We start from the raw sequence: 23780 nt of genomic DNA on the forward strand, positions 1-23780 counted from the left end.
TCAATATGGCGCGGACCGCCGCCGGGCCTCAGTGCCCTGAAGCGGCGAAACGTCGGCAATCGTGTTGAGGAGAAACAAGTCCATGACCGCATCCTGGAGATTTTCGACCTTGGCGGATCGCCATCGTGCGCTCGGTTCGAAGCTCGAAGACTGGAGCGGGATGGGCACCGCCTGGACCTACGACAAGGACGCCGACGAGGAGTATATCGCCATCCGCACCAAGGCCGGGCTGATGGACGTGTCGGGCCTGAAGAAGGTCCACATCACCGGGCCGCATGCCTCGCACCTGATCGACCTGGCGACGACGCGCGACGTGGAAAAGATCTATCCCGGCAAGTCGGCCTATGCCTGCATGCTCAACGAGGCCGGCAAGTTCACCGACGATTGCATCCTCTACCGCACCGGCCCGAATGCCTGGATGGTCGTGCACGGTTCGGGCACCGGCCATGAGGAGTTGCAGCGCGCCGCCATGGGCCGCGATGTCTCGCTTCGTTTCGACGACAATCTGCACGACCTTTCGCTGCAGGGGCCGACATCAGTCGATTATTTGGCAAAGCATGTGCCGGGCATTCGCGACCTCAACTATTTCCACCACATGCAGACCCAACTGTTCGGTTATCCGGTGATGATCTCGCGCACCGGCTACACCGGCGAACGCGGCTACGAGATCTTCTGCCGTGGCCAGGATGCCGGCACGATCTGGGACACCATCCTCGATGAGGGCAAGAGCGCCGGCATCATCCCGTGCCGGTTCACCACGCTCGATATGCTGCGTGTCGAGAGCTACCTCTTGTTCTACCCCTACGACAATTCGCAGAAATATCCGTTCGAGAACGAAGGCCCCGGCGACACGCTGTGGGAACTCGGCCTCGACTTCACCGTCAGCCCCGGCAAGACAGGCTTTCGCGGTGCCGAGGAGCACTACCGCCTCAAGGGCAAGGAGCGGTTCAAGATCTTCGGCGTGCTGCTTGAAGGCAAGGAGCCGGCCGACGAGGGCGCGCCGGTCTATCGCGACGGCAAAAAGGTCGGCGTGGTGACCTGCGCCATGTATTCGCCGCTGGTCCAGAAATCGATGGGCATTGCCCGGCTCGATGTCGACTGTGCCGTCCAGGGCACCAGGCTCGAGATCCGCAACCAGAGCGGCGCCATCAGCGCGACGGCTGAGCCGCTTCCGTTCGATGATCCGAAGAAGACCAAGCGCACGGCGAAAGGCTGAGGCATACTGGGAGGATGGCAGCGAAAAGCATCATCAGCCGGCCGGTCTACGGAACCCTGTCGCCGCAGCCTGGCAAGCACCATCTCTTCGTGGCGGATGCAGAAGGAGCGCTGGCGATATCAGACTTGGCCACCAAGGCGCCGGCGGGCTTCTTTGCCGATGCCCACATCATCTTCATCCCCGGCAATGACGGCCATCACGTCGCCGCGCTCGAAGCGCTGAGGCCGGCGCAGTTCTATCAGGGGCCTTCCTTCGCCAGTGCCTTGCCGCGGCTGAAGCAGACCTTGGCCAACGCGCATATGGGCCTGCGCCTCTATCTCGCCGGCACCGAGGGGCTGATCGGCCAGGCCATGCAGGTGGCGCTCGAAGCCGGCATCGACCACACCTCGATCCAGACCGAGCATCGCGGCTCGCTGGCGCGCCGCATCCAGTGCGTCCATTGCAAGGGCATCACCGAGAACGTGACGACGCAGCCGGCGACCTGTTCGCATTGCGGCCTGCTTCTCCTGGTACGCGATCACTATTCTAGGCGCCTCGCGGCGTTCCAGGGCGTCTGCATCAATGCGGAAGACCGCAGCGAAATTCCTCCGACGGAGGAGATCTTTCGATGAGCACCGGCACCACCAAGCTTGACGTCGTGGTGAGCGACGTCGTTCCGGTCAACGAATTGGTCACGCGCTTCCATTTCCGCCGGCGCGACGGGCAGCTTTTGCCGACATTTTCCGGCGGCGCTCATGTTGTGGTGGAGATGCGCGACGGCGAGCGGACCAGGCTCAACCCCTATTCGCTGATGGGCTCGCCGCTCGATACGCGCGAATACACGATCTCGGTGCGCCGCGACGATGTCGGCCGCGGTGGTTCGCTGTTCATGCACAGCAACGTCAGGCCGGGCATGGAGATGGTGATCAGCTATCCGGTCAATCTGTTCTCGCTCGATTTGCGCGCCAGAAAACACCTGATGCTGGCGGGAGGCATCGGCATCACGCCGTTCATGGCGCAGACCGCGCAGCTGGCGGCGCAAGGCGGCAATTTCGAGCTGCACTACACCTGCCGCACCGCATCGCTCGGCACCTATGCCGATGTGCTGAGAGAGCGCTACGACCGCCGGGTCAGGCTCTATCACGACGATCGCGACGAGCGCATCGAGCTCGACCGGCTGCTGTCGTCGCAGCCGCTCGGCACGCATCTCTATGTCTGCGGCCCGTCCGGCATGATCGGCTGGGTGTGCGATCGTGCCGCTGCGCTGGGCTGGCCGGCGGAAACTGTGCATTTCGAGCATTTCGCCGCACCGCAGCCCGGCGCGTCGTTCGACGTGACGCTGGCGGTCAGCGGCAAGACGATCCGCGTTGGCGAGCAGCAGAGCCTGCTCGAGGCCATCGAGGCCGCCGGCGTCGATCCGCCCTATCTCTGCCGCGGCGGCGTCTGCGGCCAGTGCGAAACAAATGTCACCGCGCATGACGGCAAATTCATCCACAACGACCACTGGCTGAGCGAGGAAGAGCACCGATCCTGCAAGAAGATCATGCCTTGCGTGTCGCGCTTCGAGGGCAGGTCGCTGGTGCTGGAAAGATAGGAGGCGGAGCTTGGGCATCACCTTTCGTAACGAAACGTTCCGTAACGATTTTACCTTCAGGAACAGCCCGGAGCACATCAGGCGGTTTCCGTTCCCGTTCCACGAAGACAGCTACATGTATGCGGTCAACATCGAGCCGCATGTTCTGGGGCCGAAGGGCAGCGTGCTCGAAAACCTGATCGACGTTGACGAGCACTATGTCGCCGAAATGCAGGACCGCGCTTTGGTGCTGGCGGAGGACCCGCTGCGCTGCCAGTCGCTGCCGCACATGACGCTGGCCGGCTGGGACCTGCTCGAACTTCTGATGGAACAGCAGGCGCTGGGATATCCCGAGCATTTCACGCTGACGCGCGATGGCGACAGATGGCGCTGGATAAACCGGCCGCTCGGCATCGACGACACCTTCACCTTCGGTGACGTGTCGACGCTGCCCTATGGGCCGATGGAATACATCACGCGGCAATCACAAGGCGATTTCTGCATCCTCGACCAGCGCGACGGCAATCTGTGGATGGACGCCGGCATGGTCACCACCCAGGCCGACTGGTCGCTCGACTTCGACATCGGCATGAATTTCTTCGAGTGGCACGCGCCGGTGCCGCTGGCGCATGAGAGGGGCATATTCGTCCGGGCGCTGAAATTCCTCACCAACATCCAGCAAGGCAAGCCGGCGCGGCGGCTGAACTGGACGATGACCATCAATCCGCGCCTCGACACCAGCCCGGAAAACTATCACAAATGGGGTCCGGACCGGGCGACGGTGACGCCCGAAAACGTCGGTGACAAGGTCCATCTGCGCGTCGAATTGCAGAGCTTCTGGCGGCTGCCGCGCTCGAACGGCATCGTCTTCCCGATCCGCTGCTATCTGATCAAGATGGACGAACTGGTGACGCAGCCGAAATGGGCGCGGCGCCTGCACCGCGTCATCCGTGACCTTCCCGAAGAACTCGCCAATTACAAGGGCTTGACGCGCTATCGGCCGACGCTGGTCGAGTGGCTGTCGAAGCTCGACGACGGCAGCCCGACAAGCCCAGGATTTGGGCCGGACTAAAGCAAGGTCCCCCTCATCCGGCCGCTTCGCGGCCACCTTCTCCCCGCTGGGGAGAAGAGAGGTAGGCGCCGGCGCTGCCGGTCTCCTCTCCCCTCGGGGAGAGGTCGGATTGCCCCGAATTGCCCTTCGCAATTCGGTTGGTAATCCGGGTGAGGGGGTCTGCTTGCGTCCCGCTCACCCCGCGCTACTCTGCGGATAGCAGATGATCGAGAGATAACGCATCGGCAGGACGGTCAGCACCTCCGGCCCGTGCGGCGCATCGGCGTCGAAGAACAGGCTGTCGCCGGGCTTCATCGGATAGAGGTTGTTGCCGTGGCGGTAGGTAACCTCGCCTTCAAGCATGTAGAGGAACTCCATGCCTTCGTGCTGGAAGGTCGGGAACACATCGGAATCCTCGGTCAGCGTGATCAGATAGGGCTCGACGATGACGCCGCTGGTGTTGGAGCCGATATGGCCGAGCAGATTGTACTGGTGGCCGGCACGCGTGCCGCGCCGCTCGACGTCGAGGCCTTCGCCGGCCTTGACGAAGACGGCGCTACGCTCTTCCTCGAAACGGCGGAAGAAGGCGGTGACCGGAACGCCGAGCGCCCGCGACAACGCCTGCAAAGTGGTCAGCGACGGCGAGGTGATGCCGTTTTCGATCTTCGACAGCATGCCAAGCGAAATGTCGGTGGCGGCCGCAAGATCGGCGACGGTGATGCCGAGTTTTTTGCGAAACGCCCGCACCTCGCGGCCGATCGCCACCTCCAGGACTTTTTCGCGGGTGTCGCGAACAGCGTGCGGGTCCTGGGTCAGTGGCGTCCGGATCATTGCCACGCCCTTCGGCGATGGCTTGGCCTTGGCGGCTGCCCCATTCCTGAAATTGGAAGCTTTCTTCGCCATGTCGCCACCCCGTTCTGCAGATTTATTTCACTCACGGTGAACATATTCAGTGCGGATACAGAGCGCAACTGCGACAGCAAGCCACTTTATATGTCGAATGGCGTGCTCTCCGGATTTCCGCCACCAGCGGTTTTGCTGAAAATCCGATCTGCTGAAACGTGGTTTCAGCAGAAGGCCTGTTGACAGCATCGAACGGGCAATTACTGTCCTGTCAGTGAAATTTGTTTCGTTAGAGAAATGAGACCGGGAGGCCCGCAATGAAAAGTCGTGTTGCCGTCATCGGAGCCGGACCTTCCGGCATGGCCCAGCTTCGAGCATTAAAGTCGGCGGCCGACAAGGGTGCGGACATTCCGGAAATCGTCTGCTTCGAAAAGCAGTCCGACTGGGGCGGCCTGTGGAATTACACCTGGCGCACCGGCCTCGACGAGCATGGCGACCCGGTGCATGGCTCGATGTACCGCTACCTTTGGTCGAACGGACCGAAGGAATGCCTCGAATTCGCCGACTACACGTTTGAGGAGCACTTTGGCCGTCCGATCGGCTCCTACCCGCCGCGCGCGGTGCTGTGGGACTATATCAAGGGCCGCGTCGAAAAATCCGACGTGCGCAAATGGGTGCGCTTCAACAGCCCGGTGCGCATGGTGACCTTCTCAGACGCGACGAAAAAGTTCACCGTCACCGCGCATGACCGCACCAACGACGTCACCTATTCCGAAGAGTTTGACAACGTCGTTGTTGCCTCGGGGCATTTTTCCGTACCCAATGTTCCCTATTTCGAGGGCTTTTCGAGCTTCAATGGCCGCATCCTGCACAGCCATGATTTCCGCGACGCCATGGAATTCAAGGACAAGGACATCCTGATCATCGGCCGCTCCTATTCGGCCGAGGACATCGGCTCGCAATGCTACAAATACGGCGCCAAATCGATCACCTCCAGCTACCGCTCGAAGCCGATGGGCTTCAAATGGCCTGACAACTGGAAGGAAGTGCCGCTGCTGCAGAAGGTCGTCGGCAAGACCGCGCATTTCAAGGACGGCAGCACCAGGGATGTCGACGCTATCATCCTGTGCACGGGCTACCTCCACTCCTTCCCGTTCCTCACCGAGGATCTGAAGCTCAAGACTGCCAACCGCATGTGGCCGGACGGGCTCTATGAGGGCGTCGTCTGGGAGAAGAACCCACAGCTGTCCTATATCGGCATGCAGGATCAGTTCTACACCTTCAACATGTTCGACGCGCAGGCCTGGTTCGCGCGCGACGTCATCATGGGCCGCATCGAACTGCCCTCGGCAGAAGTGATGGCGGAACATGGCAGGAGATGGCGCGCGCGCGAGGAAACGCTGGAAGACGCCGAGCAGATGATCTGGTTCCAGGGCGACTACACCAAGGAGCTGATGGAGCAGACCGATTATCCGGGATTCGACGTCGAGGCGACAAATCAGACCTTCATGGAATGGGAGCACCACAAGGCGCAAGACATCATGAGCTTCCGCGACCACGCCTACCGCTCGCTGATGACCGGAACGATGGCGCCGTTGCACCATACGCCGTGGCTGCAGGCGATGGATGATTCAATGGAATCCTATCTGGAAGTGAAAGGGGTCGCGGCGGAATAGCAGCTTCCTCGCCACACACTTTTGCGCGACATGCATTATTTGCTGCGAGCCTCGCGCACGTCTTTCGTCGCCTCGATGATCCGCTCGAGCAGGGCATGGAGATCGTCGCGGTGGCCGCTGCGGCCGGCGGGGCCGTTTTCTTCGGATGTCATGACCACGGTCAACGCGCGCCCGGGCACAACATAGACCATCTGCCCGCCATACCCCCACCCGTAGAAGACCGCTTCGCCCGCGATCTGACGCATGAACCAACCATAACCATAACCGTCACCGGTGAAACGGGAGGCGGTGCGTGGCTGCCAGGAGAGCTTGATCCAATCGGCCGGCACGAGCTGCCGTCCGCCGCGGCTCATCCCGCCGCTGCGGTAGAGCTCGCCAAAGGCGAGCAGCGAACGCGGACTCATGGCCATCTGGTTGCCGCCGAGATAGATGCCCTGTGGGTCGCGGTCCCAGGCGGCGATGGAAAAGCCCTCCTGCGGCCCCAGCCATTCGCGCGCCAGTTCCAGCGTTGAGCGGCCGGTCCGGCGCGTCAGGATCGCCGAAAGGAGATGGGTCGAGCCGGTGGAATAGAGCATGGTACCGCCCGGTTCGTCGTCGAAGGGCATGGCGAACGCTGCCCGCACCCAGTTGTCGCTTGCCACCCAGCGCCCGTAGTTTGGGCCGGAGGTCCGACCGAGCCCCGCCTGCATGGAAAGCAGATGACCGATCGTAACCTGCTGGAGCCGCGGATCCCCGTCGGCGGGCAGGTCGCCCTGAAGAAGCGGAGCGATCTTCTGGTCAGGGCCTTGGAGCAAGCCCTTGTCGATGGCGATGCCGACGAGCGCCGAGATGATCGACTTGGAGGCGGATTTTATGTTGGCGGGACGTGCCGGAGAGTGGCCGCGATAGCCGCGCTCTGCCACCACCGCGCCATCATGCGCGATGGCAACCGTGCGCAGCGGCGCCAGGCGCTCGGCCTCATCAAAGAGCTTTTGAAGCCGCTCCTCCAGGCCGTCCGCAGCGTGAGCAGCGACGGAAAGGATGAGGAGAAAGGCTAGAATCACGGTGGGACGCTTCAGCATGAAGCCAGCTTGGGATGCATTTTGGGCAAGACGAAGGTGGGGCGCGATCCTCGATTTCCGGCTATCCCAGCCTTGCCCGTGCCTTCGCCGTCCAGGCGTTGAACAGCCGGTCGGCGACGATGCCGATGAAGGCGATGGCCAGTCCGGCGACGATGCCGCGGCCGGAATCGGCCTTGGACAGCGCAATGAACACCTCCTGGCCGAGATCGCGAGTGCCGACCATGGCGCAGATGATGATCATCGCCAGCGCCATCAGGATCGTCTGGTTGACGCCAAGCATGATCTCGGGCAGCGCCAGCGGCAGCTGCACGCGCAGGAATGTCTGGCGCTTGGTGCAGCCCGACACCTTTGCCGCCTCGATCAGCGCCGGCGGCACCTGCCTGAGGCCGTGATTGGTGTAGCGGATGGCCGGCACCACGGCGAAGGCGACGGTCGCGATCATCGCCGTCACGTCGCCGACGCGGAACAGCATCACCACCGGGATGATGAAGCAGAACGACGGCAGCACCTGCAGCGTGTCGATGACCGGCGTGACGACCTTCTCGACACGGTCGCTGCGCGATGCCATCAGCCCGATCGGAATGCCGATCAGGCAAGCGATGAAGGCCGAGATGCCGCAGAGATAGACCGTCGCCATGGTCTTTTCCCAGAGGCCGGTCACCGCGCAGAAGATGGTCAGCGCCGCGACCAGGGCGGCGAGGCGCAGGCCGCCGAGCTGGTAGCCGGCAAGGCCAAGCAGGAACACCGCGCCCAGCCACGGGAAGCCTTCGCAGAAGGCGCGCACGGGGTTCAGCACATTGAGGATCAACGCCACGCGGAATGCCTCGATCGTGTCGAAGAAGTTGATCGTGATCCAGCTAACAGCTGTCTTCCACATCGGTGCAGTGGTGAAGGTGATCGCCTTCGGCACTGCGGCGAACGCCGGCACGAACAAGCCAAGCAGCGTCGTGGCTGCAAGGATGGCGATGGCCAGCGTCAGGTTGGGGTAGCGGCGCCAGAAGCTCGGGCTCACCTCCTGATAGACATGACCTTGCGCGTGATTGCGCGCGATCGCCTGGCTCAGCCGGTCGAGCGCGATTGCCAGCGCGACGATGGCAAGGCCGGCTTCCATCGCTTCGCCGACCTTCAGCGCCCTGAGCGCCAAAAGCACGTCGTAGCCGAGGCCGCCGGCGCCGATCATCGAAGCGATAATCACCATATTGAGCGCCAGCATGATGACCTGGTTGACGCCTACCATCAGCGTTGGACGCGCCGACGGCAACAGCACCCGCCACAGTTTCTGGCGCGCCGTGCAGCCGGCCATCTCGCTGAAATCGTCGATTTCGGACGGCACCCGCGACAGTCCCAGCATCGTCGCGCGCACCATCGGCGGCGTCGCGAAAATGGCCGTCGCGATCATCGCCGAAACCGGGCTGTTGCCGAACAGCAGAAGCATCGGGATCAGATAGGCGAAGGTCGGGATGGTCTGCATCAGATCGAGGGCAGGGGAGATCAAAAGCCTCTCCGCCCATGGCTTGCGCCACGCCCAGATGCCGACGAACAATCCGGTGACGATGCAGAACGGCACGGCGATGGAAATCAGCCCGAGCGTCAGCATGGCGCTGGTCCACTGGCCGAACAGCGCGATGTAGAGAAAACAGCCGCCGACCAGTGCGCCGAGCTTCCAGCCACCGGCGGCGCGGCCGGCCAGGAATGCAACGATGCAGACGCCAACCCAGGACAGGCGCGGCAAGATGATCAAGTCCGCGCCACGGCCGATCTTGAAATTCTTGGCAAGCAGATTGAGCGCGAAATCGAGCGGCACGCTGAGCGCCGCGGTGATCGACCGCGTCAGCCAGGAGAAGTTCGATTTTATCAGGTTCATCAGAGCGCTGACCCAGTCGGCGACGGGAACGATTGCGTTGGCCGGATAGTTGACCGCCCAGGGCAGCCTGTCCTGCAGCAGGAACACGGCAAGCACGGCGGCAAGGGCGCAGGCCCAGGCCACCAGCCAGATCTGAACCGGCCGCGATCTCGCCTCGCTGGTGCTTGCCGTCACCGTCATGCGCCGGCCCCGGGACGTTCGATGCCGGCCAGAAGATCGATCACGGCTTGCGGCGTGACTTCGCCGATCGGTTTGCCGCTGCCGTTGACGACGGCGAACGGCTTGCCGACTGAGACGATGCTTGCCGAAAAAGTTGATATCTTGGCATCCGGCGCGACCACGCCGCCATGCTCGGTGCCGTCGCAGGCGCGCATCAGGCTTCGCGCCGAGATCACCTTGGCACGGTCGACGTCGCGGGTGAATTCAGCGACATAGTCGGTCGCCGGATTGACCACCAGCTCTTCAGGCGTACCGATCTGGATGACCTCGCCGTCCTTCATGATGGCGATACGGTCCGCCAGCCGGATGGCTTCGTCGAAATCATGGGTGATGAAGACGATGGTCTTGTGCAGCATGGTCTGCAGCCGCATCAGCTCGTCCTGCATCTCGCGGCGGATCAGCGGATCGAGCGCTGAGAACGGCTCGTCGAGAAACCAGATCTCCGGCTTGGTGGCGAGGCTGCGGGCGATGCCGACACGCTGCTGCTGGCCGCCGGAAAGCTCGCGCGGATAGAAATGCTCGCGGCCGCGCAGGCCGACGAGCTCGATCACTTCCCGCGCGCGCTTCTCGCGCGTCGGCCGGTCCTGTCCCTGGATGCCCAAGGGAAAGGCGATGTTCTCGAGCACGTTCAGATGCGGCAGCAGGGCGAAATTCTGGAACACCATGCCCATGCGGTGGCGCCGCAACTCGATCAGCGCGGCATCGGAGACCTTGAGCAGATCCTTGCCCTCGAACTCGACCTTGCCATGCGTCGGCTCGACCAGCCGTGACATGCAGCGCACCAGCGTCGATTTGCCGGAGCCGGACAGGCCCATGATGATGAAGATCTCACCCTGTCGGATTTCGAGGTCGACGGCGCGCACCGCGCCGACCAGCCCGGCCGCGGCGACCTCCGCCATGCTGGCCTTGCCGTCGCGCTGGCGGATGAAATTGGCCGCGTTCGCGCCGAACAGCTTCCAGACGTTGCGGCAGGCGAGCTTTATCGGGCGGGCATCTGCCGCTTGCGGCACCTGTTCAGTCGTATCGGCCATGCAATCGTCCTTCTGGAATATGGGATAGAGACCCAGCCACAAGGGGCCGGGTCTCGCAGTTTTCCAGTTGGAACGATCACTCGGCCCAGGCTTTCCAGTCGGCTTCGTGGGCGGCGATCCAGGCGGCGGCGACGTCTTCCGGCGTCTTGCCTTCGAGATCGATCTCGCCGCTCATCTTGTTGAGCTCGTCGGTGTCGACCGTGTAGTTTTTCGCGACCTTGTAGGCGACCGGCCATTTGTCCTTCATGCCGGCCCAGGAATATTTCCAGATATCGCCATGCGGCTTGCCGCAGTCATATTTCGCTTCAGGGTTCACGCCCCCTTTCGGATCGTTGTAGCATTCCGGCGTATAGTCGGGGAATTCGACCCATTCGCCCTTGTATTTGGCCGGCGCCCAATGCGGCGAATAGACCCACAACATGATCGGCGCCTTGCGCTGATAGGCCGAATCCAGTTCGGCGAACATCGCCGCGTCGGTACCGGCGTGGATGACGGTGAAGGGCAGCTTCAGCGCCGCGGCACGCTCGTCGTCAAAACCTTCCCACGTCACGGGGCCGCCGAGATAGCGGCCGTTCGGCGCCGTTTCCGCCGTCGAGAAGGCTTCGGCGCATTTCGGGTCCTTCAGCGCCTCCCAGTTCGGCAGGCCCGGGCATTTCTCCTTCATGTATTCGGGATACCACCATTCTTCCTTGGCCTTGGGCCCGAGCGCACCGAGGCGTTCGGTCTGCCCGGTCGCATCCGAGGCCTTCATGGCTTCGCCGGCAGTCGTGTCCCAGAATTCCAGCGCGACAGTGAGATCGCCATTGGTAAGTCCGGTGGTCAGGCTGGAGAGATAGTCGGCGGTCGGGTACTCGACCGTGTATCCGAGCTTTTCCAGAATGCCGCCGAGGATCTTTGCGTTCAGATTGACGCTGGTCCAGTCGAACAGCGCGATCTTGATCGGGTCGTTGGATTCTGGCGCCGCAGCCTGAGCCGAAGGCGTCAGCACACTTGCCGCGGCAAGCGCAAAAGCTCCCATTGATAATCTGAATATCATACTCCGAAGTGACATGCCTGTTCTCCTGTCAAGCTCTGGTGGAAGTTATCGTTCGTTCCCTTCTTGCGTCTTTTTTGATTGTGTTGGAAAAGCTGATCGTTGCGCAAGTCCATTGGCACCAAATTGCTGTCGGCGCTGAAGTAGGCGCAGACGCAATGATGCCCAATTCGATCAAGATGTCGTGCGGGACGGGACCGCGTCATGGCTGCCGTGCTGCCGAAGCAGTGATCTGCGGATCGATCGCCGGTCTTGCGGCGCCCTCAAGCTTGCGAGCCATCAAGTTCCCATGATGTCGGCTGCCGGCAGTCGCCGAAGCCATTTTCATGGGATGAAATTATATATACCAACGTTCATGTCGCGCAACGACTAACGCGGCGCGAATCGCGCAATTCGGCTGCAGTTTCGCCGCCTGCCGATTATATCAGCAGATTGACGCGTGAACCTGCCCCGTTGCTCACGACATGATCAGCCCGCCATCGACATTGATGGTCTGACCGGTGATGTAGGCGGCGTCGCTGCTGGCCAGAAAGCTGACCAGGCCGGAAACGTCCTCGCCGCTGCCGGCGCGGCCCATCGGGATGTTCTTCACCCATTCGGCCATCAACTCGCCGGGCTTGTAATCGCCCATCAGCTTGCCCCATGCCGCGTCGTTATAGGCCCACATGTCGGTGTCGATGATGCCGGGACAGATCGCGTTGACGGTGATCTTCTCCTTAGCAACCTCCTTGGCGAGGCTCTGAGTGATGCCGACGACGCCGAATTTCGAGGCGGCATAGTGCGGCGTGTAGATGAAGCCCTGTCGCGCCTGGCCGGATGCGGTGTTGATCAGCCTGCCGCCGTCGCCATGTTTGCGGATGCGCGCGATCGCCTCCTGGCAGCACAGGAACACGCCCTTGGTGTTGACCGCCATTACCGTGTCCCATTCGGCCTCGGTCATCGCCTCGATCCTGGCGATGGTGATGACGCCGGCATTCTGTACGGAGATGTCGACGCGGCCGAACTGCTGTTCGGCCAGATCGTAGAGGGCGGCGACCTCGTCCTTCTTGGTCACGTCCATGCGCAGCGATGCGACATTGGCGCCTTCCGCCTTCAGTCCGGCGGCGATCTCGTCGACGCGCGCGTCGATGGCGCTGACGACGACAGCCGCGCCCTCAGCCGCGAAGCGCCTGGCCATGGCCGCGCCAATGCCGCCGCTGGCGCCGGTGATGACCGCCGTCTTTCCCTCGAACCGCTTCTGCACTTTCCTGTTCTCCTACCAGCAGACGAAGCCGCCATCGACGATCAGGTCGATGCCGGTGACGAAACTCGAAGCGCGACTGGCCAGGAACACGGTCGGGCCGACCATCTCTTCCGGCGCCGCCATGCGCCCCATCGGCGTGTCGCGCTCGAAGATCCTGACCTGGTCGGCGACCTCCGGCCGCTTGTTCATCGGCGTCAGCGTATAGCCAGGGCTGACGACGTTGACGCGCAGGCCGCGATCGGCCCATTCCATGGCGAGGCTCTTCGACATGTGGATGACGGCGGCCTTGGATGAATTGTAATGCGCCTGGGTCAGGCCGCGATTGACGATCGAGCCCGACATCGAGGCGATGTTGACGATCGAGCCCTTGCGTCGCGTCAGCATCGTGCGCGCTTCGGCTTGGCACGACAGGAACACGCCGTTGACATTGACGTCGTAAAGCTTCTGCCATTTCTCCAGCGAAAGCGTCTCGGCCGGCTCGGCCGCGGCAACGCCGGCATTGTTGACGGCGATGGTCAGCGCGCCGAGTTCGGTTTCAGCGCGCTCGATCGCCGCCGCAAGATCGGCCTCTGAAGTCACCGTGCCGGTCAGCACCAGTGCCTTGCGGCCAAGAGCCGAGATCCTGTGCGCGGTTTCGTCCAGCCCGCCTTTCGAGGCATGGCCGAAACAGGCGATGTCGGCGCCGGCCTCGGCCAGGCCGATGGCGATTGCTTGCCCGATGCCGCTGCCGGCGCCGGTAACGAGGGCAACGTCCCCATAAAGATCGAATAGTTTCATCGAAATGTTTCCTGTTGAGCCGCCGGTGCTGCCCTGGGAAGGAAGGGGCGCCAGTCCTAGCTGGCGCCCCGCGCGGTCCGGTGCTTGGGAGGGTATCACCTGCTGCGCTTTATTCCGATTCCCCAATCGCTGGTCACGTCCTAGCTTGTGGCGAGCTCCATGACGGCGACGTTGTTCGCTTCGCTGCGGTCGAGAATGCCGCGCTGGCGGCCACGGCTCAGCACCAGCACGCGATGCGACAGGCCGAGCACTTCCTCGAGGTCGGAGCTCACCACCACCACCGCCATGCCGGAGCGGGCGAGGTCGGCGATGACGTCGTAGATCGCGGCGCGGGCGCCGACATCGATGCCGCGTGTCGGCTCGTCCAGGATGAACACCTTGGGCGGCCGTGAAATCCATTTGGCGATGATCACCTTCTGCTGATTGCCGCCGGAAAGCTTGCTGATCGCCTGGTCAGGCCGGCCCTTGACGCCAAGCCGGCCGATGCCGGCCTCGGCGAATTTCTGTACTGCCTTCGGAAATACCCAGCCGTTCGGCGCGACATGGTCGAAATTGCCGATCGCCAAATTCTCGCCGATCGTCTGGTCGAGCACCACGCCTTGCGCCTTGCGGTCTTCCGGCACCAGCACGACCCCGGCCTTGATCGCCGCCGCTGGGTCATTGAGGTGCACCGGTTTGCCGGCGACACGCACCGAGCCGGACGAAATCGGATCGGCGCCGGCAATCGCCCGCACCAGCTCCGTGCGGCCGGCGCCGATCAGTCCGGCGATGCCGAGGATTTCACCGGCCCGCACCGAAAAGCTGACATTCTGGAAGCTGCGTTCCGGCGAGGACAGGTTCTCGACTTCGAGCAGCGCCTTATCGCCTGGCACCGACAGCGGCGGGAACATCCGCTCGACGCTGCGGCCGACCATCTGCTCGACCACGGTGCGCACCGGAATGTCGGCGCGCTCGTGCCGGGCGACGATGCGCCCGTCGCGCATCACCACCACGCGGTCGGCGATCTCAGCGATCTCGTCCAGCCGGTGGCTGATATAGATGAAGGACATGCCTTCCGCCTTGAGCTTGCGGATCTGCTTGAACAGCAGTTCCGTTTCCTCGCTGCCAAGCGCTGCTGTCGGTTCGTCGAAGATCAGAAGCTCGGCATTGAGCGTCAACGCCTTGGCAATCTCGACCTGCTGCTGGGCGGCGATGCGCAGCGTCCGCACCTTGCGTTCCGGCGAGACATCGAGGCCGAGCCGCTTCAACTGCGCCGATGCCCGTGCATTCATTGCCGCGCGATCGATGCGGCCGCCGCGCATCGGCAGGCGCCCGACATAGACGTTCTCGGCGACCGACAGATCCGGCAGCAGCTTCAGTTCCTGGTGGATCATTCCGACGCCGGCGTCGATCGCGGCGGCGGGAGAGGCGGGGGAATAGGGCTTCCCCCGCCATGTGATGCTGCCGGCATCGGATTTGGTCGACCCGGCGATGATGTTCGAAACGGTGGACTTGCCTGCGCCATTTTCGCCAAGCAGCGCCACGACCTCGCCCGGCCGCACCTCGAAGCTCGCATCGGCCAGGACCTGGACCGGTCCGTAGCTCTTGCAGAGGCCGCTGACGAAGAGCCCCAGATGCGGGGTCTGCGTATGGCTGGGATCCAGGGACATCGTTCCGCTCATCAACTGCCGGACTCTTTGGGATCAGGGATGCTTGGCGATGAACTGATCGACATTGTCCTTGGTGGTCAGCGTCGCGTCCTGAAGCTGTTCTGCGGGAACGGTTTCGCCGGCCACCAGCTTGATCGCCGCATCGACGGAAAGCCGGCCCATGCCTTGTGTCTGCTGCGTCGCGGTTACGTCGAAAACGCCGCCCTTCAGAGCCTTGAGCGCCGCCACGTCGCCGTCGAAGCCGGCAACCCAGACCTTGTGGCCGGGATTGGCGACCTTGACCGCCTGCGCAGCACCGAGCGCCAGCGCGTCGGCCTGGCCGATGACGATCGATACGTCGGGATGGGACTGCAGCAGGTCCTGCGTCAGCTTGAAACCTTCGTCCTGATGCCAGCCTTCGCTCCACAGCTCGCCGACCACCTTGATGTCGGGATAGGCGCTCAGCGCTTCGCCGCAGCCCTTCGACCGGTCGACCTCGGGCGTCGTGCCTTTCTGGCCATGGATGATGATCAGCTCGCCCTTGCCGCCGGCCTGCTTGGCGATGTAGTCGCACACCGCCTTGGCGGACGCCACGCTGTTGGTGGCGATGAAAGTGTCGCCGGGTGCGCCTTCAGCGTTGCGGTCGACATTGATGACCGGGATGCCGGCCGCCTTGGCCGTCTTGGTCGGCACGGTGGCGGCGGTGGCGCCGGCCGGGATGTAGATCAGCGCATCGATGTTCTGCGTGATCAGATCCTGCACCTGGCTGACCTGGGTCGCCGAATCGCCCTTGGCATCGACGGTGACGATTTCGATGCCCTTTTCCTTGCCATAGGCTTCGACAGACTGCTTGATCTGGTTGAAGAAGTCGGCCTGCAGATTGGCGACGGCAAGGCCAAGCTTCTTGGCCTCCTTGGCCGACGCCATGTCGGACAATCCGAGCAGCGGAATGACGGCCGCGGCAGCAAGCAGCAATGAACGTTTGGTCAGCATGTGTTTCCTCCGTTGATGTTCAATCTGTCCCGCCGGCGCATCATGGCGCCCCCTTGGCCGAACAACTCCCAGTTTCGGATCACCGATCCGTTTTCGCCCGGACCTCCCAGGCGAATCTCATTGCGCGCCGCTCTTCAATGCGCCCCGCTTCATTGTGCTCTGCGCCGCCATGTATCCGTGGCCACCGCCAGCGCGATCACGACGCCGATCACCACTTGCTGGATGAAGGGCGACACGCCGAGCAGGTTCAGCCCGTTGCGCAGCACGCCGATGATCAGCACGCCGATCGCGGTGCCGCCGATCGAGCCGATGCCGCCCGACAGGCTGGCGCCGCCGATCACCACCGCGGCGATCGTGTCCAGTTCGTAGCCGAAGCCGGAGCTCGGCTGGACGGAATCGAGCCGTGCCGCGAGCACGATGCCGGCGAGCCCGGCCAGCACACCGCAGATTGCGTAGACCCAGTTGGTCAGCGACTTGACCGGTATGCCGGACAGCCGCGCGACTTCGGCGCTGCCGCCGATCGCGTAGAGGCTGCGGCCGGTCGCGCGGTAGTTCAGGAAGATCGCGAAGATGATGGCCAGCACGATCATCAAGCCGACGGTGACCGACAGGAAGCCGAAGTGGCGGATAATCGACAGGCTGGTGAACCAGTCGGGAAAGCCGATGATCTGCGAGCCGTCGGTGATCATGTTGGCGAGACCGCGCGCTACCGACATCATGGCCAGCGTGGCGATGAAGGGCGGCAGCTTGGTGACGGTCACCAGCAGGCCTGAAACCAGCCCGCAAAGTCCTGCAACGACAAGCGCTGTGACGATGCCGGCGGGCATGCCGAGATTGAGATGGTCGGGATGGGCGACGAACCCCATCACCATCGCGGCGAGCGCCAGCACGGAGCCGACGGAAAGATCGATGCCGCCGATCAGGATGACCAACGTCATGCCAATCGCCATGATGCCGAGCACGGTGACCTGGTCGAGCACGTTGAGGATGTTGCGGACAGTCAGGAACGTGTCGGTGGTCAGCGACAGCGCAAGGCACAGCAGCACCAGCCCGATCAGCGGTCCCAAGGTTCCGGCGAACAGGGCCGAAAGCTTCGCACCCGCCGCGGCCTGCGTACCTGGGCCGGCCTTCAACTCGCTTGCACCGTTGCTCACAGCCATTTGGCTCCTCCACCAGCAGTCCGGCGATGCGTCGCCGGCTCAGCCTTGCTCACCAGGCACCTCCCTGTGAACAATTTATCTTTAGTATGCAATTTTGTTCAGCTAAACTGTTCGTCGGAAAATTGTCAAGGCCCGCCGCACCATTCCACGCCGGTTTGCGCCGCTGGGCGGTTTGTCTTACGGAAGGGCACGAAATGCCGCGTTTCGGTTCCGGTCTCATCCTGCGAATTCATCTCGGCTGCTGGACCAAGGCAGGACGGCCAAGACGAAGTAGTTGTTGACCATTTTGGGTTTCATCTGGCGTTGTGGACGATATCCTGTCGAATGTCTTAAATCCTGAACCCTAGGCACACGGAACGATTTCGTGCCGCTCGGTCGGATACGCCATTTGAATGGCATTTAAGGATTCGGACGACCGCGTGAGGGCAAAAAGATGGCGATGATAGAGAATGACAAGGCCTCGCGCTTCCCGGATGCCGAGCTGAAGGCCCGTGCCGCATGGCACTATTATGTCGAGGGGCTGACGCAGGAGAGGATTTCGGAGATCCTCGGCATCGGCCGCATCAAGGTGCATCGCATCCTCTCCGCCGCGCGCGAGGAGGGCGTCGTCCAATTCCGCATCCGCGACAGCGTCGTCGAATGCTTGGTGCTGGAAGAGGCCTTGAAGCAGCGTTTCGGGCTCAGCCAGGCCATTGTGGTGCCGTCGGCCGCTGACCGAAGCAATGCGCCGCTGATGATCGGCCATGCCGCGGGCGCCTATCTGGCCGACAATGTGAATGCCGGCGATGTCATCGCACTGGGCTGGGGGCGGACGCTGAAATTCGCCATCAATGAATTGCCGCGGCGGCCGATCGCCAGGACCACGGTGGTCTCCATGCTGGGCGGCCTCACCCATGCCCAGCCGCTCAACCCGACCGAGAGCGCCTGGGAATTCGCCGAAAAGATCGGCGCCGAGTGCTTCCTACTGCCGGTACCGGTCTATGCCGACAGGCCGGAGCAGCGCGAAGCCTTCATGAGCCAGCGCAGCGTTCAGGACGTCGTCTTCCGCGCGCGCCGGGCAAACATCGCCGTGCTCAGCGTCGGATCATTTTCCAATGACAGTCCGATCGCCAATTACGGCTTCATCAAGCCCAGCGAACTCGAGGAGCTGCAGACGGCCGGCGCTGTTGGCGATATTTTGTGCCATTTCGTTGACGCCGAGGGCAGGCTCGTCGACCATGAGGTCAATCGTCGGGTCTGCGCCTATCCACTGCAGGACCTGTCGGACATCCCGGCCATCATCCTGGTTTCGGGAGGGCAGGAAAAAATTGCCATCATGCGTGCGGCGCTCGCCAACACCAAGGTATCGGTTCTGATCACCGACGAGGATGCCGCCAAGGGCCTGCTCAACCGCTGAGTTTTGTGCGCTTCGGACGGAGGGCGCCTCAAAATTCGCAGGGCCTGGGGCGGCCCTCATACGACCAGTCGGCGAGAGCCACCGGCTTGAATTCTCCTTTGATCGGTTGGCCGTCATCCAGCCCCTGCGAGGCGACGCCCTTGCCGGTGAGAAAGTTGATGTCGCAGCTCCCCAGGGTGGTCTCGACGTCGCCATCGGACGTCTGGACGTTCCAGTCCCAGTACCGGCTATAGCCGGCGACCCGCAATTTGCCGCGGCGATGGACGATCGTGAGCGTCTCAGCCCATGATTTGTTGGCTCCGCAGCCGAAACAGGAGGTGACGCTCAGCGATCCCTTGCCCTTGCTTTCGAGCTCAAGAACTCGGCCCTCCGTAAGCGCCTTCTTGATGAAGGCCGGCTTGCGCGAAGGATCGAGCTTCTCATCGCCGGCAGCCAGATAGATGTAAAGGTCCGCTTGCCCACTGTCGGGATCCTGCACCATTACGGCCCGATCCATCTGCCCATCATCATCGATGTCGAGCGCAACCTCGAGCGGCGCCTCGGCCGCGGGCCCGTTCTCCGCGAGCGAGGACATTGGAATTGCCGCAACGGCGACAATCCAAGACAAGGCCGCATGATGAAACGCCGTCTTCATGAGCAATCCAATGCCCCCGGAATCGAGCATTGGAATCTAACATTGGCTGGACAAGACGCAAAATCAAAGACGCCAGACGTCTAGGTCGTGAATTCACGCCGTCGTGTTGCCGAGCCGCACGTGGATAGCGCGCGTCGCCTGATAGAGGTCGCGGTAGATCGCCTTGCGCGTGCGGTAACCGGAGACCAGATCGCCGACGGGGTCGACGTGCCTGGTCGGCGGCACGGCCATAGCCTCGGCCGCCGTTTCGGGCGAGGCAAACCATCCGACGGCCGAAGCCGCCAGCATGGCGGCGCCGAGTGCTGCGGCTTCGTTGACCGGCGAGACGGAGAGCGGCCGCTCGAGTACGCTTGCCATGATCCGCATCAGCAGGTCGCAGTTGGTGCCGCCGCCGGCAGCTATCATCGCCGCCGGTTTGCCGCCGGCTTGAGTTTCCATTGCCTCGCTGGCGATCGCCTGCTCGAAGGCGATGCCTTCCAGGACCGCTCGAAAAAGGTGCTTCGGCTCATGGTCCAACGACAGGCCGACAATGGCGCCGCGCGCCGCGCCGTCCCAATAGGGGCTCATGACGCCGGCCCAATACGGCATGACAAGCAGTCCCTCGCTGCCGGCGGCAACGTCCACCGCCGCCTTCTCCAGCGCTGCGGCCGACGGCGAGCCGGTGGTGCGAACGATCCAGTCGACCAGTTGCATGCCGGAGCGCAGCACGGTCTCCAGCATGAACCCCGAGCCGGTGGGCGAGACCAGCGTTCGAAACGCGTCCGACGTCGCCATCCCATGGGAATAACAGCCGCTGACGACGCCTGAACCGAGCGAAAGATAGCTTTTGCCTTCGCCATAGACGCCCATGCCGAGTCCCATCGCCTGGCCGTCGCCGGCGCCGGCGACAACAGGCGTGCCGGGCTTCAGGCCGGTCAGCCTGGCCACGCTTTGACTAAGCCTACCGCAGATCGCGCCGGGCGCGACCAGTTGCGGCAACTGGTCCGGCCGCAGTCCTGCGGCCTCGACGAGCTCAGGGTGCCAAGTGCCATTCTTGATGTCGAGCAGCCCGAGCGGATCCGCACTTGCCGTGCTGGTGACCAGACTTCCGGTCAGCCGGTGGACGAAGAAGCCGTGCACGTCGACAAGTGCGGCTGCGTCGTCGAGCGCTTGCGGCTGGTGTTCGGCAAGCCAGGCGATCGCATAGAGCGCGGGCGTCGGGTCCGGCGGCTTGCCGCTCCAGTCGCGGATCGCCTCGCGGCCAAGTTCGGCCGACAGCCTGGTAACTTGCGGACGGGCGCGCTCGTCCAGCCACAGGATCGCCGGAATGAGCGGCTTGCCGGCATGATCGATCAGCGTAAAAGTCTCGCGCTGGTGGGCGATGGAGATCGCCGCCACCCGCGCAGCGCCAACCGCCTCAGTGACCTGCTTCAAGGCGCCGAGCAGTGCGGTCCACCAATGTTCGGCGTCCTGCTCGAAATGGCCGGGCTGGGGATTTGAAAGCGGATAGGCTTCGCGCGCCTGGAACAGCTCCTTGCCATCGCGCGTGAAGGCAATCGCTTTCACGGCCGTGGTCGAGGCGTCGATCCCGATTACGACATCGTCCATCAGGCGGAAATCCAGCGATTTAGGCGGCGTTCGTAACGAACCGTCCGTCCGACTGGTCGAGACGACGGCGGATCTGGGTTATCACCATCGAATCGTCGGGTACACAATTTTCATAGGTGAGGAAGTCGCCTGTCTTGACCGGTTTGACCACCTTGGCGCGTTCGGCGAGGCCGAGCGGCAGGGCGCCACGGGCGCGTGCGTCTTCCCAGGTCATGGCGAAGCCGCGATAGTCGTTCTCGCCGATCATGCCCAGCGACTGGCCAAGGCCAAGGTCGCTCTTGGCAACCGCCACCGCCTCGGCGACTGGATGGTCGAGCGGCTCCATGTCGGCGCGCTTGTAGACCACGGCGCGCGCCGCCGACAGCGGCACTTCCAGGCTGGTCAGGTGGTAGGGGCGGAAGATCGTGAAATAGGGGCCCTTGCCGACTTTGAGGTCGATCATACGCTCCAGCACGCGCGGATGCCGGGTCTCGATGATGCAGAACACGCCGGGCGCCACGCCCTTGCCGATCGAATAATCGACCACGCCCTTGCGATGCAGCACGCCGCCATCCTCGCGCGGGCAGAGCACGCTGGCGAGCTCCTCTAGCGTCGCGGTCGGGCCGTGCATGCCCGGCACGTCGGGCACCAGGCCGGTAGCATTGGCGATCGCCACCATCTCGATCGCCGTCTTCGAACCGTCGACGAATTCGACCAGCATGCGCGCATTCATGTTGCGCTCGGCCGCCTCCTTCTCGTAGTCGGCCGGCATGGCGTCGATCTTCAGCGGATTGTTCTTGCCCTTGCCGGCGGCGATGATGTTGAAGCCGAGGCTCCTGGCAAAGCCGATGATCTCCAGCGTGCAGGCCGGTTCGTCGCCGGCCGCACCCGTATAGACCACGCCGGCCTTGCGCGCCTCTTCCTTGAGGAAGCGGCCAATGGTGATGTCGGCCTCGACGTTGAGCATGACGATGTGCTTGCCGTTCTTCATCACTTCGAGTGCAAACAGCGTGCCGATGTTGGGATTGCCTGTCGCGTCGATGATGACGTCGATGCGGCCTGCCGCCGCCAGCGCGTGCAAATCTTCGGTCACCGCGATCTTGCCGGCCTCGATGGCGCGGTCGATCGCCGCTGCATTGCCGGCTTGCACGATGTCCGAGCGGTCGTGGCCGGCGAGCAGCGCCGCATCGATCGCCGCCTGCGGCCTGACCTCGGAGATGGCGCCGATCCGCATGCCCGGCATCAGCGCCACCTGGACGACGATGTCGGTGCCCATCTGCCCGGCGCCGGCAAGCCCGATGGTGATCGGTCCCTGCTGTTCAGCGCGCTGCAAAAGTTCCGCTGCAAATTGCGGATGGGCCATTTCGCTTCCTCCAGTTCCTGACGCGCCGCAGCGTCGAAGTCATCATTTTGAACATTCCTATTTCCAAATGAAAAATATTTCAACCTGCAATTCGGCAGCCGTCCCCCAACATTCTGTGATTTCAATTTGTGCGCCCTTGGCATGCGGCTTGGCTGCACAGCAAGCTAAGGAGCGGAGAAAAAGGCGTGATCTTTAGTCTAGAATGCATACGGCGATGACCGAGACATCGCTTCTCGCAAGCGAGCAAGTGCGGCGATAGGTTGTTCCATGGCCGTTCAGCTGCCGGAGCGCCCAACGCTAACGAGGAGGCCGCGCAACAGACCAGCGCCAGGCGGCATGGTCGATCGGCGCACGCCAGTATCTCAGCTGCCGACCTCGAAGAAGGGCGCGCCAAGCAGGTCGGGAACAACGTCGATGCCGAGGCCCGGCCCGTCCGGAATGCCCATTCGGCTTCCCGAAACCGGCGGCTTGTTCGATGCGGTGCGCACCGTCACCCATTCGTGGAAGGCAATGGCGTGCAGCCGGCGCTCCTCCGGCGTCGACAGCGACAGATGCGCCATGGCTGATGTGTCGATCTCGGCGCCGCCGGTGTCCTCGACAGTGATCATGAAGCCCAAATCGACGGCGAGGTCGCGGATCTGCCGCGTCTTGGTCACGCCGCCGAGCCGCGAGATTTTCAGCGTCAGCCCGTCGGCCGCGCCCTTGCGGTGGATATCGAGCATGTTGTCCAGCGAGGCGACGGATTCGTCGAGCACCATCGGCTTGTCGAGCGAGCGGCGCACCGACATGCATTCGTCGATCGTGGTGCAGGGCTGCTCGAACGTGTAGTCGATGGCGCGCGTCGCGTCAGTGAACTGGCGCGCCTGATAGGGCGTCCAGCCGGCATTGGCGTCGCAGAAGATCACCGTGCCCTTCGGCACCGAAGCGGCGACTGCGGTGACGCGCTCGATGTCGTCATGGACGTTGCCGCCGACCTTGACCTGCAGCCGGTGGAACCCGTCCTTGACGATCCGCTTGGCCAGTGCAGCCATCGCGTCGACCGTGCCATGGGTGACGACCTTGTAGAGCTCCGCCGTCTCGCTCTCGCGCCCGCCGAGCAGCGTGACCAGCGGCACGTCGGCGGCGCGTGCCGCGAGATCCGAGCATGCCATGTCCAGCGCCGACTTGATGTAGGGATGGCCCTTGAACACCGTGTCCATCAGCCTGCCGATACTGGCCAACGCGCGAGGATCGTGCCCGAGCAGATGCGGTGCAATTTCGATGACGCCGGCGCGAACGCCGGCCGCGAATGCCGGCGAGTAGAAATTGCCAAGCGGCGCCATCTCGCCCCAGCCGGTCAGCCCGCTGTTGGAGGTGATGGCGACGATCACCGCGTCGAACGCGTCGGCGACACGCCCTTTCGACATACGGTAGGGCCCGTCCACGAAGGGCTGCACGACATGATAGGCCTTGATGGTTTTGATCTGCACGTTCT

At 63.2% G+C, this 23780-nt stretch carries 20 protein-coding genes; 6 read left to right on the forward strand and 14 right to left on the reverse strand.

The window, feature by feature from the left end; all coding sequences use genetic code 11:
• Positions 1-82 precede the first annotated feature (82 nt).
• The 4 genes from BQ8482_RS07905 to BQ8482_RS07920 are packed head-to-tail and all read left to right on the forward strand — an operon-like array spanning position 83 to position 3840.
• Entirely contained in the window at positions 83-1216 is a 1134-nt protein-coding gene (locus BQ8482_RS07905) for an aminomethyl transferase family protein (RefSeq protein ID WP_123146948.1), read from the forward strand.
• Between the two features lie 14 nt (positions 1217-1230).
• Positions 1231-1827 (forward strand): dimethylamine monooxygenase subunit DmmA family protein, encoded by a 597-nt coding sequence (locus tag BQ8482_RS07910; protein ID WP_123146949.1) that lies wholly within the window; start codon positions 1231-1233, stop codon positions 1825-1827.
• Positions 1824-2789, forward strand: coding sequence for a PDR/VanB family oxidoreductase (locus tag BQ8482_RS07915; RefSeq protein WP_123146950.1), 966 nt, complete (start codon positions 1824-1826; stop codon positions 2787-2789). Before BQ8482_RS07910 ends, BQ8482_RS07915 begins: the two co-directional genes overlap by 4 nt.
• 10 nt (positions 2790-2799) lie before the next feature.
• Positions 2800-3840, forward strand: a complete 1041-nt coding sequence (locus tag BQ8482_RS07920) for a heme-dependent oxidative N-demethylase family protein (RefSeq protein WP_123146951.1) — start codon at positions 2800-2802, stop codon at positions 3838-3840.
• Between the two features lie 174 nt (positions 3841-4014).
• Here BQ8482_RS07920 and BQ8482_RS07925 read toward each other — a convergent pair whose 3' ends face one another.
• The gene (locus BQ8482_RS07925) at positions 4015-4722 is read right to left on the reverse strand and encodes a helix-turn-helix domain-containing protein (RefSeq protein WP_123146952.1); all 708 of its coding nucleotides are present in this window, start codon (positions 4720-4722) and stop codon (positions 4015-4017) included.
• A gap of 257 nt (positions 4723-4979) precedes the next feature.
• On the opposite strand from BQ8482_RS07925, the gene BQ8482_RS07930 reads away from it, so the two are divergent.
• The gene (locus BQ8482_RS07930; protein WP_123146953.1) at positions 4980-6338 is read left to right on the forward strand and encodes an NAD(P)-binding domain-containing protein; all 1359 of its coding nucleotides are present in this window, start codon (positions 4980-4982) and stop codon (positions 6336-6338) included.
• Between the two features lie 35 nt (positions 6339-6373).
• On the opposite strand, the gene BQ8482_RS07935 is transcribed toward BQ8482_RS07930, so the two are convergent.
• The 9 genes from BQ8482_RS07935 to BQ8482_RS07980 form a co-directional block, all read right to left on the reverse strand.
• A complete protein-coding gene (locus BQ8482_RS07935; protein WP_123146954.1) occupies positions 6374-7399 on the reverse strand; it encodes a serine hydrolase domain-containing protein in 1026 nt (341 codons plus the stop codon).
• A gap of 61 nt (positions 7400-7460) precedes the next feature.
• Entirely contained in the window at positions 7461-9443 is a 1983-nt protein-coding gene (locus tag BQ8482_RS07940; RefSeq protein ID WP_123146955.1) for an ABC transporter permease, read from the reverse strand.
• Positions 9440-10513 carry a quaternary amine ABC transporter ATP-binding protein gene (locus BQ8482_RS07945; protein WP_123146956.1) on the reverse strand — a complete coding sequence of 358 codons (1074 nt, stop codon included), beginning with the start codon at positions 10511-10513 and terminating at the stop codon, positions 9440-9442. The genes BQ8482_RS07940 and BQ8482_RS07945 overlap by 4 nt, the downstream gene beginning before the upstream one ends.
• Before the next feature lie 76 nt (positions 10514-10589).
• Positions 10590-11564 (reverse strand): ABC transporter substrate-binding protein, encoded by a 975-nt coding sequence (locus BQ8482_RS07950; RefSeq protein WP_123146957.1) that lies wholly within the window; start codon positions 11562-11564, stop codon positions 10590-10592.
• A 439-nt stretch (positions 11565-12003) separates the two neighbouring features.
• Positions 12004-12789: an SDR family oxidoreductase gene (locus BQ8482_RS07960; RefSeq protein ID WP_123146959.1), complete on the reverse strand. Its 786-nt coding sequence runs from the start codon at positions 12787-12789 to the stop codon at positions 12004-12006.
• A 12-nt stretch (positions 12790-12801) separates the two neighbouring features.
• Positions 12802-13566, reverse strand: coding sequence for an SDR family oxidoreductase (locus BQ8482_RS07965; protein WP_123146960.1), 765 nt, complete (start codon positions 13564-13566; stop codon positions 12802-12804).
• A gap of 140 nt (positions 13567-13706) precedes the next feature.
• Positions 13707-15215, reverse strand: a complete 1509-nt coding sequence (locus BQ8482_RS07970; protein ID WP_123147459.1) for a sugar ABC transporter ATP-binding protein — start codon at positions 15213-15215, stop codon at positions 13707-13709.
• Between the two features lie 33 nt (positions 15216-15248).
• A complete protein-coding gene (locus BQ8482_RS07975; RefSeq protein ID WP_123146961.1) occupies positions 15249-16187 on the reverse strand; it encodes a sugar ABC transporter substrate-binding protein in 939 nt (312 codons plus the stop codon).
• A gap of 149 nt (positions 16188-16336) precedes the next feature.
• Complete coding sequence (locus tag BQ8482_RS07980; RefSeq protein WP_123146962.1) at positions 16337-17347, reverse strand: ABC transporter permease; 1011 nt, start codon at positions 17345-17347, stop codon at positions 16337-16339.
• A 433-nt stretch (positions 17348-17780) separates the two neighbouring features.
• Here BQ8482_RS07980 and BQ8482_RS07985 point away from each other — a divergent pair, with 433 nt between their 5' ends.
• Positions 17781-18743, forward strand: a complete 963-nt coding sequence (locus BQ8482_RS07985; RefSeq protein ID WP_123146963.1) for a sugar-binding transcriptional regulator — start codon at positions 17781-17783, stop codon at positions 18741-18743.
• Between the two features lie 28 nt (positions 18744-18771).
• Here BQ8482_RS07985 and BQ8482_RS07990 read toward each other — a convergent pair whose 3' ends face one another.
• From BQ8482_RS07990 to BQ8482_RS08005, 4 genes are all read right to left on the reverse strand, one after another.
• Positions 18772-19317 carry a hypothetical protein gene (locus BQ8482_RS07990; protein WP_133254707.1) on the reverse strand — a complete coding sequence of 182 codons (546 nt, stop codon included), beginning with the start codon at positions 19315-19317 and terminating at the stop codon, positions 18772-18774.
• A gap of 153 nt (positions 19318-19470) precedes the next feature.
• Positions 19471-20964, reverse strand: a complete 1494-nt coding sequence (locus BQ8482_RS07995) for a xylulokinase (RefSeq protein WP_123146965.1) — start codon at positions 20962-20964, stop codon at positions 19471-19473.
• Between the two features lie 19 nt (positions 20965-20983).
• Positions 20984-22306 (reverse strand): NAD(P)H-dependent oxidoreductase, encoded by a 1323-nt coding sequence (locus BQ8482_RS08000; RefSeq protein ID WP_123146966.1) that lies wholly within the window; start codon positions 22304-22306, stop codon positions 20984-20986.
• 362 nt (positions 22307-22668) lie between these two features.
• Positions 22669-23775, reverse strand: a complete 1107-nt coding sequence (locus BQ8482_RS08005; protein ID WP_123146967.1) for a mandelate racemase/muconate lactonizing enzyme family protein — start codon at positions 23773-23775, stop codon at positions 22669-22671.
• Positions 23776-23780: the final 5 nt, after the last annotated feature.

The sequence above is a fragment of the Mesorhizobium delmotii genome, assembly GCF_900149755.1.
Classification (GTDB): Bacteria; Pseudomonadota; Alphaproteobacteria; order Rhizobiales; family Rhizobiaceae; genus Mesorhizobium; species Mesorhizobium delmotii.